General features: G+C 55.0%; 13 protein-coding genes. 10 read left to right on the top strand and 3 right to left on the bottom strand.

The features are described from left to right. Positions 1-724: 724 nt before the first annotated feature. A complete protein-coding gene (locus AB8B75_RS19035; protein WP_405364402.1) occupies positions 725-1,615 on the bottom strand; it encodes an SMP-30/gluconolactonase/LRE family protein in 891 nt (296 codons plus the stop codon). Positions 1,616-1,818: 203 nt separating this feature from the next. Here AB8B75_RS19035 and AB8B75_RS19030 point away from each other — a divergent pair, with 203 nt between their 5' ends. The 10 genes from AB8B75_RS19030 to AB8B75_RS18985 all read left to right on the top strand — a co-directional run bounded on the left by AB8B75_RS19030 (position 1,819) and on the right by AB8B75_RS18985 (position 11,198). Continuing rightward, a complete protein-coding gene (locus AB8B75_RS19030) occupies positions 1,819-3,132 on the top strand; it encodes a GAF domain-containing protein (protein ID WP_405364401.1) in 1,314 nt (437 codons plus the stop codon). Next, positions 3,133-3,894 (top strand): response regulator, encoded by a 762-nt coding sequence (locus AB8B75_RS19025; protein WP_405364400.1) that lies wholly within the window; start codon positions 3,133-3,135, stop codon positions 3,892-3,894. A gap of 134 nt (positions 3,895-4,028) precedes the next feature. Beyond that, positions 4,029-5,039 (top strand): ABC transporter substrate-binding protein, encoded by a 1,011-nt coding sequence (locus AB8B75_RS19020; RefSeq protein ID WP_405364399.1) that lies wholly within the window; start codon positions 4,029-4,031, stop codon positions 5,037-5,039. A gap of 45 nt (positions 5,040-5,084) precedes the next feature. After that, positions 5,085-6,527: a sugar ABC transporter ATP-binding protein gene (locus tag AB8B75_RS19015; RefSeq protein WP_405364398.1), complete on the top strand. Its 1,443-nt coding sequence runs from the start codon at positions 5,085-5,087 to the stop codon at positions 6,525-6,527. A gap of 1 nt (position 6,528) precedes the next feature. Continuing rightward, positions 6,529-7,467, top strand: coding sequence for an ABC transporter permease (locus tag AB8B75_RS19010; RefSeq protein WP_405364397.1), 939 nt, complete (start codon positions 6,529-6,531; stop codon positions 7,465-7,467). Further along, positions 7,464-8,393 (top strand): ABC transporter permease, encoded by a 930-nt coding sequence (locus AB8B75_RS19005; RefSeq protein WP_405364396.1) that lies wholly within the window; start codon positions 7,464-7,466, stop codon positions 8,391-8,393. Before AB8B75_RS19010 ends, AB8B75_RS19005 begins: the two co-directional genes overlap by 4 nt. A 216-nt stretch (positions 8,394-8,609) precedes the next feature. Beyond that, on the top strand, positions 8,610-9,347 hold the full coding sequence (locus tag AB8B75_RS19000; protein WP_405364395.1) for an amino acid ABC transporter ATP-binding protein: 738 nt from the start codon (positions 8,610-8,612) through the stop codon (positions 9,345-9,347). A 188-nt stretch (positions 9,348-9,535) separates the two neighbouring features. Beyond that, the gene (locus AB8B75_RS18995; protein WP_405364394.1) at positions 9,536-9,784 is read left to right on the top strand and encodes a hypothetical protein; all 249 of its coding nucleotides are present in this window, start codon (positions 9,536-9,538) and stop codon (positions 9,782-9,784) included. A 44-nt stretch (positions 9,785-9,828) separates the two neighbouring features. Next, entirely contained in the window at positions 9,829-10,272 is a 444-nt protein-coding gene (locus tag AB8B75_RS18990) for a hypothetical protein (protein WP_405364393.1), read from the top strand. Between the two features lie 2 nt (positions 10,273-10,274). After that, positions 10,275-11,198: an aminotransferase class IV gene (locus AB8B75_RS18985; protein WP_405364392.1), complete on the top strand. Its 924-nt coding sequence runs from the start codon at positions 10,275-10,277 to the stop codon at positions 11,196-11,198. A gap of 171 nt (positions 11,199-11,369) precedes the next feature. Here the strand turns inward: AB8B75_RS18985 and AB8B75_RS18980 are convergent, their stop codons facing one another. Next, positions 11,370-12,230 carry an IS110 family transposase gene (locus AB8B75_RS18980; RefSeq protein ID WP_405364391.1) on the bottom strand — a complete coding sequence of 287 codons (861 nt, stop codon included), beginning with the start codon at positions 12,228-12,230 and terminating at the stop codon, positions 11,370-11,372. After that, positions 12,167-12,379 (bottom strand): hypothetical protein, encoded by a 213-nt coding sequence (locus AB8B75_RS18975; protein WP_405364390.1) that lies wholly within the window; start codon positions 12,377-12,379, stop codon positions 12,167-12,169. Before AB8B75_RS18975 ends, AB8B75_RS18980 begins: the two co-directional genes overlap by 64 nt. Between the last annotated feature and the right edge of the window lie 173 nt (positions 12,380-12,552).

Here is a 12,552-nt window from a genome sequence, read left to right as displayed (position 1 = left end):
GTCGTGGCCCATTTCGCGCAACTTGCGTCCCCAGTGATGGGATATCCGCAGGCCTCCATGCCGACGACACAAGGCGGCAGCGTCCCGAAGAAGGCAAGCAACTCCGCGCGTTAAATCTTCTTGTTGATGATCTTGCGTCCGGTGGCCGATACGCAGCGCACTTGAAAAACGTCCTTGGCCAAATCCAGGCCCACAGCCTTTACTGTCATTGGATGGCTCTTTTCCTGGCAGTCGATGACAACTGCACTTTGGCACGTTCGATGCCGGTGGAGCAGGAGCCACCCACCTCATCCGCTAAGGGCCGTTCGTCCCGCTCGCCGAGGACAGGATTGAGCCGACTCCGAGGACGGCTGAGCGCCCATACTTACCACGTTTGCAAACGCAGAATACTACGCGTGCAAAAAACAGCGCCCATCAGAGACGGCCCAAAGCTGACCCTCGCAATGATCAACCTGCCATGCTGCGACTTTCGCAAGGTGGACATATGAGTACGGCTGCGTCGCTGAGTGGCGCAGGTTTCAGGAGATCAAATGCCTGAGCGACGCGCGTACCACTTCACATGCAAACTAAATCTCTGTGGTTCGAGCTTGGCATAGTGAAGGCTGGCGATCACGCCTACGCAACAAAAGGAAATTGGACGCTTACCAGCTAAGTGCGTCGACTTAGGCTTCCCAACTTGCGCGACGTGAACCGATGCTTACGGCGGAAAAGTCGCGGCGAACTCTCATCCGGCAACACCAACGTATAATGAGTAAAGAGACGTCGATGCCGTTATGAACAGCCGGTTTCGCTTTGCGCCGCCAAAGCACAGATTTGAGACAACTTCCGGCACGCGAATTTCGCCCAGCAGTACGCCGCTTGGATCATAGCAGCTGATGCCGCGACCGGTGCTTGTCCAAAGGTTTTCTTCTTTGTCCACTCTGAAACCGTCTGAAACACCATGCTCGATCTCGGCGAAGACTGAGCCACCTGTTAACCCATCTTGGGAGATGTTGAAAACTCGGATGTGATGCGGCCCATCCGGATCATGGCTTAACCCCGTATCCGAGATAAAAAGCCGACTTTCATCGCGGGAAAACGCCAACCCGTTCGGTTTGACGAAATCCGTCGCAACTGGCATCGGCTCGCCACCGGGTTCGACCCGGTAAACATAACAACCGTCCTGTTCCTGGTCGGCGGTTTTCCCTTCATAGTCGCTCAGGATTCCGTAGGGCGGATCGGTGAACCAGATCGAGCCGTCTGACTTGACCACGACATCATTGGGCGAATTCAGCCGGCGTCCTGCGTGGTGATCAGCGATTACAGTGACGGACCCATCATGTTCGCGTCGGGTGACCCTCCGTGTTAGATGTTCGCACGATATCAACCGCCCCTGATCGTCAATCGTGTGGCCGTTGCAATTGTTGGCGGCACTGTCAAAGACCCGAACACCGCAACCCTCAACCCATTGATAAAGTTTGTTATTAGGAATGTCCGACCAAAAAACATAGTCGCCCTGCGCAAAATAAACCGGGCCCTCAGCCCACAGCATTCCATCCGCCAGCTTCGTTAATTCTGCATTCGGCAGGATCAAATCGCGAAATCTTGGGTCGTGGACAACTGCGTATTCTGGCATCGGGTCTCTCTGACTGAAGGTTCACTTAATATCTCAGCACTGCCGTGGACTGAAACGGTAGAATGGTGACAATCCATTCGGTTCGGCGCAGCGGCTCCTGCGGGTTTCCGCACGTCATTGTGCTGGAAGGTGCTGCCTGCATTCTAAAGAGAAGCTTGGCGGACGGCCTGAGATGGCCTAGCGTTGTTGGCGGAGGAGCCTTGATGAGTGATCGTGACGCCATCAAACTGGAGCATTATCTGGCGATTTCGCGTGCCATCGGCGGAGAACTCGACTTTCAAAACGTGTTGAATCGGATCGCGGGCGCGGTGAAATCCACGCTGCTCGATTACGATCACATGGACGTCGCTGTGATTTTGCCAAGCGATAAATCCATGCACGTCGCCATCGAAACCGGTGTGAAAACCTTTTGGGGACAAGACGGAAAGTATCAAGAGAACAAATATTCGCCGATCCGCCAAATGCTCTCAGGCGCGGTGGATCTACTGACGACGGGCGACGCATGGGAAGATTCCAGATTTCACTTCGAGGGCTCGTTCGATGAGCCCATTTTTGCAGCCAATCTCCACAGCCGAATTCATGTGGCGCTGAACGTGCATGGCGAGGTTTTGGGCGCGCTCAATATCTCGTCTCACAAGAAAGACGCCTATAGCACGCAGGATGTTGAAGTGGCGCGCAACATTGCTGATCTGATCTCGCCCTATATTTACGCCCTGTCGATGGGCGAGCAGGCGCGCGTGTCGGCTTTGGCTGAAGGGGCTGCACGCGGACGAGAACAGTCTTTGCGATTGGGCGCACAGAAGTTGACCGAAGCGATGGAGGCGGAACGCCAAAGATTGGGGATGGAGCTTCATGACCAGACATTGGCGGATCTTTCGGCGATTTATCGGCGGGTGGAGCGGCTTGCCGAGGTCTCGCAACCAGAAGGACGCGAGCTGCGTCACGTATCCGATACAATTTCGCGCAGTATGGCCGAATTGCGTGGTATCATCGAAAACGCGAAACCCGGTGTTCTTGATCTTTTTGGGCTGACCCAAGCCATCGAGGCTCAGCTCATCCGGTCAACCCAAGGGGTTGATCGACAGATCGCCACTTCGATCACTGACAGTACAAACAACGCAATGGATCGTGGTGCATATCGCATCCGTTTGGCCGTGTTCCGCATCGTGCAAGAGGCCGTGACCAACGCCGTCAAACATTCAGGGTGTCGCGCGATCAGCGTGGCTTTGTCACAAGAAAACGACGCGATCCGGGTCGAGGTGTCCAACGATGGGGTCGAACCTGCCGAAGGGTGGCGTCGCTCGCCGCGTGGCGTGAACAACATCAAAGTGCGCGCGGATTTGATCGGTGCGACAGTGGATTTTGTCCGAAACCCAAGCGGCACAGGCAGCAAGACCATCCTGACCGTCCCGTTGGCAGAGCTCGAAGAACAAGGCGAGCCTGATGCGGATGAAGAGCCTACTTTCCAAGGTTTAGAGACTGCTTTTGGCGCAAAGCTTCAAACAGAGGACATTTAAGTGAATATTCTGATTGCCGAGGATGACCCGTTTCACCGCTCATTTCTGTCAAGCACAGTGCGCAGCGCGTTGCCCCATTGCGAGACACTGCACGAGGCAAGTGATGGCAGTGAAGCGATCTCGCTGGCGCTAGAACACGAAATCGGCGGGGTGGTTATGGATTTGCAGATGCCCAACATCAGCGGGATCGCTGCCGCCTCATCGATCTGGTCGAAACACCCAGATATGCGCATTCTGTTCTGGTCGAACTATTCTGATGAGGCGTATGTACGCGGTATCTCCAAGATCGTGCCTAAAGAAGCAGTCTACGGTTACCTGCTCAAGACCGCATCAGAACACCGACTGGAACTGGCCGTACGCGGCGTGTTTGAGGAAGACCAATGCATCATTGATCGCGAGATCAGAGGCGTGCAGCAGCGTAGCGAAGACATCCACGAAGGTCTCTCCAATACCGAGTTTGAAGTGTTGATGGATATCGCACTTGGCATGACCGATAAATCCATCGCCATGCGCCGCTCGATTTCAACCCGGTCGGTCCAAAGCCGTCTAAAGCAGCTTTATGAAAAACTGGGCATCGATCCGGGAAACGCGCAAACCAATCCGTTCAACTCGCGCACGCGCGCCGTGGCCATCGCATTGTCGCGCGGCCTGTTAAACGTCGAAGGCATGTCCCTGGCGAATGCTGAAATGCTTGCGTGGCTGGATCAGCAGCGCAATGCAGAAGACCAAACTGATGCGGAAACCCGCATGAGGCGCTGTTAAGACACGCAGTCCTACCGTCGCTAAGGTAGGTTCCGCACCAGCGACGGAGCCATAAACTGGCGCCAAATAAGAAAGGTTGGCCCATAAGAAAAATTTGCCGCTTAACTAAAACTAACTTGAATTGGGAGGAAGACATGAAAACTTCAATATTGGGCACACTTTGCCTGACGGTCGCCGCTGGTTTGATGAGCACATCTGCCATCGCCGACACGTCAGATAGGCGCATCGCACTGTCCAACAACTACGCGGGCAACTCGTGGCGTCAGGCGATGCTGACCAGCTGGGAAAAAGTCGGTGGCGCAGCCGTTTCAGATGGCACCGTTGCTGCCGCAGACGCATTCACCACCGCCGAAAATCAAGTGACCGAACAAGCCGCGCAAATCCAGAATCTGATTTTGCAGGGCTATAACGCCATCGTTATCAACGCTGCTTCTCCTGAAGGCTTGAACGGCGCTGTGAAGGAGGCCTGTGATGCTGGTGTCGTTGTAGTCTCATTTGATGGCATCGTGACAGAGCCATGCGCTTATCGGATCGCAGTTGATTTCAAAAACATGGGTAAAGTGCAGGTCGAGTATCTTGCCGGCCGGATCGACGGCGGTGATCTGCTGGAAATTCGTGGTCTTGCTGGCGTGTTCGTCGATGACGAGATTTCCGCAGGTATTCATGAAGGTGTCGCCGAAAACGCGCAATTCAAAATCCAAGGTTCCGTGCATGGCGACTGGGCACAAGACGTGGCTCAAAAAGCTGTTGCTGGCATCTTGCCAAGCCTGCCCGAGATCAAGGCAGTCGTCACCCAAGGCGGTGACGGTTACGGCGCAGCACAAGCCTTTAAGGCAGCAGGTCGTCCAACACCAATCATCGTGATGGGCAACCGCCATGACGAGCTGACCTGGTGGAAAGAGCAAAAAGACGCCAACGGCTACGAGACAATGTCTGTGTCGATTGCGCCTGGCGTGTCGACCCTTGCGTTCTGGGTGGCTCAGCAAGTGCTTGACGGCAAAGAAGTGCCACAAGATTTGTCGGTACCATTCCTGAAAATCACTCAAGATACACTCGAGGTAAGCCTAGCCAACACACAGGCTGGCGGTGTTGCGAATGTAGAGTACTCTCTGGATGACGCTAAGGCTGTCATCTCGGGCAACTGATCCTCCCTAGGCTACAGCCTGCCACTACTTTAAAGGGATGTGACCATGCGGGATGTAGCCTTGGTAACGATGATCGGCGTCGAAAAAAGTTTCGGCGCCGATCGCGCTTTGACAGGCGTTGATCTTGAAGTGCCGCGTGGGGCCTGTGTTGGTCTGGTTGGTCACAATGGTGCAGGCAAATCTACCTTGATGAATGTGCTGTCGGGTGTGATCAAAGCCGACGCAGGGCATGTCTCAATCGGAGGCGAACCTTTGGACGCCAGCTATGATACCGCGCGCGCGGCAAGCTTTGGCGTGCGCACCGTCTTCCAAGAACTCTCGCTCTGCCCGAACCTGACAGTGGCCGAGAACCTGCGCATTTCTCACCCGTCGATCAAAGGTATTGGCTGGCGCAAATCCGCTCGCAAGGTCATCGCAGATCAGCTCGATCAAATGTTTCCCGGCCATGGAATTTCCGCCGATGCCGAAGTAGGAAGCCTGTCGATTGCACAACGTCAGATCGTTGAAATCGCCCGGGCCTTTTCTAGCGTTGAAAGCAAAATTGAACTTGTCATTCTTGACGAGCCGACGTCCTCACTCGATCAAAACGCAGCCGCGCAACTGGTGGCCTTTGTACGCGGTTTCGTGGCGGATGGCGGCAGTGTCATCTTGATCTCACACCTGCTGGGCGAAATTCTTGAAGCCTCCGATCAGATCGTCGTGATGAAAGATGGCCGCACCGTCGCGGTTGACGCGGCAAGTAATTTTGATCGCGAAAGGCTGGTGCGCGACATGGGCGATGTGTTATCTGAAACCAGCAACTTCGGCGGCCGCACCTCGACAAAACAAGATGCGCCAGCGGTAATTTCTGGTGGAGAGCTCACCGTCCATCCTGGCGAAATCATCGGTTTCGCGGGCCTTAGCGGGCACGGGCAGACCGACACACTGGTGCGTATCTTTGAGGCATCCCAAGGCGCGCGCAACGCACTAAGCGTAAGCGAACCTGCGGTTTTTGTCGCAGGCGATAGACAGACCGACGGTATCTTTCCGCTTTGGTCCATTTCGCAAAACATCTTCGTCAGCTCTCTGGAACGCCTGACCAAAGGGCTCGCCATCGACTTCGCGCAAGCCGAAGATGAATCCCAGCAATGGCAAAAAACGCTGTCGATCCGCACACCTGATATGAAAAACAACATCCTGTCGCTCTCTGGCGGCAACCAGCAAAAGGCCCTCTTTGCCCGCGCTTTGAGCGCCAAGGCCCCGATCATCCTAATGGACGACCCGATGCGCGGCGTGGATGTGGGCACCAAGCAAGACGTCTACGAAATCCTGTCACTAGAGGCTGAAAAAGGGCGCGCCTTGGTTTGGTACACAACCGAAACCGACGAGCTGAAACATTGCGACCGCGTGTATGTATTCCGCGAAGGAAAAATCATGGCTGAACTCTCGGGCGATGATCTGACCGAGGCCAACATCCTAAGCAATTCCTTTGAAGAGGAAGACGCATAAGATGCAACGTTTTCTAACCCCAAATGCCCTGCGTACGCTTTTACCGGTTCTCTCCTTGGCAGCCCTGCTTGGCGCGATCTTCTATCTTCAGCCCCGCACGATGAGCTATTTCGGCCTGAACCTTCTGCTCAACTTGGCCGTTCCCATTGCGCTGGCCACAATCGCGCAGATGTTCATTCTATGCGTGAACGATCTTGATCTTTCGCTGGGCGCCTTTATCTCGCTGACCGCCTGCATCACGGCGACTTGGCTGTTTGAAACACCGCTTCTGGGCATCCTCGCGCTTTTGGCTTGCATAGCCGCATATGGCGCAATGGGGGCTCTGATCCACTTGCGAAACCTGCCGTCAATCGTAGTAACTTTGGGTATGTCCTTTGTCTGGACTGGCATTGCCGTCTTGATCCTGCCAACACCGGGTGGATCGGCGCCCGACTGGATCAGAACTTTGATGACGCTGAAACCCGCCTTTGTCCCGTTCCCGATCATCGCCTCGGTCGTCATCGCGCTTGTGGTACACATCGGATTGATGCGCTCAGCCACAGGGGCGGTACTGCGCGGCGCGGGTGGCAATCCGAAATCCGTTGAACGCGCGGGATGGTCACTGTTACGGGTGAAAGTGACAATGTTCTCGTTCGCCGGTCTGTTTGGCGTGCTATCTGGTATGGCGCTTGTCGGGCTCACAACTTCAGCTGATGCCAACATCGCGCTGCGCTATACACTGCTTTCGATCGCCGGTGGCATATTGGGTGGCGGTGAATTTGTCGGTGGTCGCGTCTCACCCATCGGGGCCGTCATCGGCGCAATTACACTTGCCTTGGCAGGCTCCTTCCTAAGCTTCCTACGCCTCAACCCGGATTGGCAAATCGGCGCGCAAGGCGCAATCCTGATCTTGGTGTTGGCCCTTAGACTGCTGATCAGCGCAAGAGAGAACCGGTCATGACCGCGCTCGTGCAAAAGCCATGGATCTGGGCGTGGATTGGCGCGGTCTCGATGTGGCTGATCATCACCGCCGTTTCAGGGATTGGTGCCGGAGCCGAAGTGATGTCTGCGGCCGCGTCCTTCGGAACCTTTTTCGTCATCGTCGCCATCGGACAGATGTTCGTGATAACTTTGGGGCCGGGCAACGTTGATCTGTCCATTCCCGCCGGCATGACGCTGTCCGCCACCCTGGCAATGAAGTTTATGAACGGCGATCCGTCACTGTTGCTGCCAGGGTTGCTTATCTCACTCGGCGTCGGTCTGATGATTGGCACACTGAATTTCTTGCTCATATTGCTTTTGCGCATTCCACCTATCATCGCCACCCTATCGGCGTCGTTTCTTTATCAGTCAACCGCCATATGGTCGAACCGTGGATTGCGCGTCAAACCACCCGAGCTTTTAGGCGATTTCGCGATTGCAAAGGTGCTCGGGGTGCCCTTCCTGACACTCGCCGCACTGGTTTTGACGGTCGCGATGGCATTCCTACTGCACCGCACCCGGTTCGGCCTGTCGGTCTTGTCCATTGGACAAAACCAGAAAGCCGCGAAACTGGCCGGTGTCCGGGTCGAGCGTGTGCGCTTTGTCACCTATGTAATGTGCGCCGTGCTGGCCGCAATCTGCGGGTTCTTCCTTGCGGGTTTCTCCGGCGGCGCCGCGCTGAACATGGGCGAGCAATACCTTCTGATGTCCATCGCCGTCGTCGTGATCGGCGGAACATCTGTGGCTGGCGGTTTTGCCAACTTGACCGGTCTTTGGGGCGCGTCACTGTTCATGTTCCTACTGGTGTCGATGCTCAATACCCTCGGATTGTCTGCTGGCTTCCGCCTGATCTTCACCGGCGCTATTATTGTTGTGGTGATAGTGATTTCGGGCCGAAAAGCATAAAGCATGCGCGTCCCAGACGCCCTTCCAACCAACATTGGGAAGACCGTGACCGGTGGTTGAAAAACAAAACCAATTTCCTTCCCATTTCTCGTCCGTGGGTGTTGTTGATCGGACGTCAGGACAAGGTTGTCACATAGATGCAGTCCAGCTCGATGCAGCCAAATGTACACATTTTCGGGTACGGGGCGTGGCTGGAAACCAGAATGAGGCTTGGCCATGCATGAAACTGCTATCTCGATCAAAGCACCGCATAAGTACTTCGGTGACTTCCGTGCTTTGAAAGATATCAACCTTCAAGTGCCCGAAAAACAGATCACTGTGATCTGCGGGCCCTTGAGGTCAAATAAATCCACACTGATCCGATGTATCAATGGGCTGGAGAGTTTTCGTTCCGATAAGCTTGATGTTCTGGGCCTGTCGGTTGGCGATGATACCAAAATCATGGATCAAGTGCGCAAGCGCGTGGGCATGGTGTTCCAAAGTTTCAACCTGTTTCCACACATGACCATTTTGGAGAACTGCGTCCTACCGCAAATCCGCGCGCGAGGGCGGGACCGGGCGGCTGCCACCGTTGAGGCGACGGAACAGCTTAAGAAAATGCGTGTGGAAATCCACGCGGATAAGTATCCGGATCAATTATCCGGGGGTCAGCAACAGCGCGTCGCTCTTGCGCGGGCCTTGGCGCTGAAGCTGGAAATTATGTTGTTTGATGAACCGACATCGGCACTTGATCCTGAAATGATTTCTGAAGTCCGGGATGTCATGCAAGACCTTGCCCGCGCCGATATGACAATTGTCTGCGTGACCCACGAGATGGGGTTTGCCAAGGCGGTCGCGGACTGGGTGATTTTGATGGCACAAGGTGAAATTGTGGAAGAAGGCACGCCAGAGCAGATGTTTTCCAACCCGAAGCATCAGATCACCAAAGAATTCATGGCAGTGGTAAACGAATGAAATTCATCACCCGATAGACGTTCGGCCCAGTCAAAGACTGGGTCTACTTCCTTGATGCAATTGATGCGGGTCACGCGCTCCCAAAGGCCCAAGTAGAGGACGTCTTTCTTGGTTCACAAGACAAGTTACTCCTAAGCCGTGCAGCACGGATCGAAAGCGCTGGGTTCGGCGTTAAAAGCGTAACGGTGATGGCTGACAATACGGCGTGCGGCCTGGCAGGCGCTCAGGGCGGCATGATCATCTTTGAAGAGGAAACCGACACGCCAACAGCGCTGATTGACGGCGCGCTAATCACAGACATCAAATCTGCGGCAAACTCCGCGCTTGGCGCCAGGTATCTGGCGCGCCGCGACGCTCGGAACATGGTCTTGGTTGGTGTAAGTAGCGTCGCGCGCAACAACATCGCAGCATATAGCCAGATTTTTTCCGAGCCTTGACTGCTTTGCCCTCTGGAACCCGCACGTATGCGAAAGCAGAAGCATTGTCCTCAGAGTTGAGTGAAACCGGTATTGAGGTGAAGGCATCGAAAGACCTTGCGCATGCAGTTGCGGAGGACGATATTGAGAGCTGTGCAACCATGTCTCTTGATCCGATCCTCGAAGGAAAGTGGCTGCAGCCCGGCACGCATGTCGATTTAATCGGTGCATTCCGAGCGGATATGCGAGAGGCAGATGATTACGTTCTGACCCGAGGGGAAATTTGTTTCGACAGTCGCGACACCACGATTGCGCATATCGGGGAACTGAGAATACCGCCGGCTGAGGGCGTCATATCTGAATCCGACATCATCGCTGACCTCGATCAGCTCAATACTGCAAAAGCGGTTGCGCGGCTTCCGGACACGATTACCGTTTTCAAAAACGGCAGAGGGGCGCATCTTGATCTGATGATTGCAAACGCAATACTGAAAACTGAAAAGACTTAATAATGACCGACACCAAAAAGACCACCCATGACGCCGATGAGGATGCGCGTAATCGCGACATCAAGATCTACGTGAACGGCGACCTCGTCCACCGCGATGAGGCCAAGGTCTCTGTCTATGACAGCGGCTTTATGTTGGGCGACGGCATGTGGGAAGGGATGCGGCTCTATGACGGCAAATGGGCCTTTTTCGACGAGCACATGGACCGGTTCTTCGCCTCCTGCAAATCCGTTTCACTTGATGTCGGCATGGACCGGGCGGGAATCCTGGATGCGTTGGCCCGCACGGCTTCGGCAAACGGGATGGTCACGGATGTGCATTGCCGCCTGATGCTGACGCGCGGGGTCAAGGTTAAACCATTCCAGCACCCTGCGCTCAGCCGGTCAGGTCCGACACTGGTGATTATCATGGAGCATTCCAAGCCGGCGGAAGCGCTGCAATCGACGGGCATCCGTTTGGCAACCGTGCCGCAAGTCCGTGGCTTGCCAATGAGCCAGGACGCCAAATATAACAGTCATTCAAAGCTGAATTGCGTGATTGCCTGCCTGCAGGCCGAACAGGCGGGCGCAGATGAAGCACTTATGCTCGACCCGCATGGGTTTGTGAACACCACGAACGCCTGCAACTTCTTCATCGTTCGCAAAGGCGAGGTTTGGACCTCGACGGGCGATTATTGCATGAACGGCGTCACACGGCAGAAGGTGATCGATCTATGCTGCGCCAACGACATCCCAGTGTTCGAGAAGAACTATTCCCTCTACGAGGCTTACAGCGCAGATGAGGCTTTTCTCACGGGGACTTTCGGCGCACAAACTCCGGTGGCGGAGATTGACGGCAAAGAGATCGGGACTGGCGAGCGATCGGTGACGCAGCGCATTCGGCGGCTCTACAAGGAGTTGGTGTTTGCAAACGTTGCTGGCGGATAATTTAAGCTAGTCGTCCTTTGTCGGCGGTGGATTCCCGCATAGCTCGACGTCGGAGAACGCATCAACGCGACGCATATATCACTTGTTTTGCGACAAAGATCGCTATACGGAGTCCCAAATTTCTTCTCGTGCCGTATCATGCGCAGATGTTGCGAGTTAGTTTTCCCGCAATCAAATGTTTGGCCAACTGTGCTGACTATGAACGTCCCCTTCCGTTGGAAGGACTACCGGATCAAACGAGGTGACCGGCAATCTGCATGGTTTGTCGGCGATGATCTTCGCCGTCCACAGATCGACCTTCTCGGGTGAACGTTTCGCCATGACCGCGCGTGATGTCATGCCTACGACCAACAGCTTGCGAATGTAGCGATCACCCTGCTTCGTGATCTTTCCAAGACGGTCCTTGCCGCCGCTGGATTTATTGAGAGGAGCCAACCCCAGCCATGCCGCCAGATCGCGCCCTGTCCGAAATTGGTGCGCGTCACAGATTGTGGCGACATTCGCCGATGCCATGACCGGCCCAATTCCAGGCATGCGCATTAGTCGACGTGCATCTGCGTTCAGCATTGCGTGTTGCTCGATCATCTTGGAGTACCCAGAGATGCGTTCGTTCAAGCCGATGAATTGGTAGCACTCGATGCCGAGCATGCCGTTCGCGATGTCGGGCATGTCCGGGTGATCGCCGCTCAGATGGCGTTTTGCAAAAGCCGTAACTGCTTGGATCCCAATCGGCAAAATATGCCCAAACTCGCGCAACAGGCTGCGGATCATGTTGGCCAACTGGGTGCGTTGCCGGACTGGCAAATCCCGGGTGTGATGGATCGACAATATAGCCTGTTGATCTTCAGTCTTGATATCTACAAAGCGCATGGTCGGACGACGGACTGCCTCGCAGATCGCTTCTGCGTCGACAGCATCGTTCTTTCCGCGCTTCACATAGGGTTTGACATATCCGGCAGGCATGAGCTTCACATCATGGCCGAGCTTGCGAAGCTGACGGCCCCAATGATGGGATGAACCGCACGCTTCCATGCCACCGTGCAAGGTGGCAGCGACTCAAAGAACGACAGCAGCTTCGCGCGCTTGATCGCCTTGTTGAAAATAACGCGGCCATTCTCCAAAATGCCGTGTACTTGAAATACATCCTTGGCCAGATCAAGGCCTACTGTTTTAACTGTCATTGGGTGGCTCCTTTCCTAGCAGTCATTGATAACTGCACTTTGGCACATTCGATGCCGGTGGAGCAGGAGCAACCCACCTCATCCGCTTCAGGACCGCGAACGGTGACGGGATCTAGGCAAACCCGCCACGATACTGCGAAGTGGAGAACGGCAGGAAAGAGCCGATTGCCGAC

The organism is Roseobacter sp. (genome assembly GCF_045106495.1).
Lineage (GTDB): Bacteria > Pseudomonadota > Alphaproteobacteria > Rhodobacterales > Rhodobacteraceae > Roseobacter.
The sequence above is the reverse complement of the archived record's forward strand: the minus strand, read 5'-3'. Positions and strand labels throughout refer to the sequence as shown.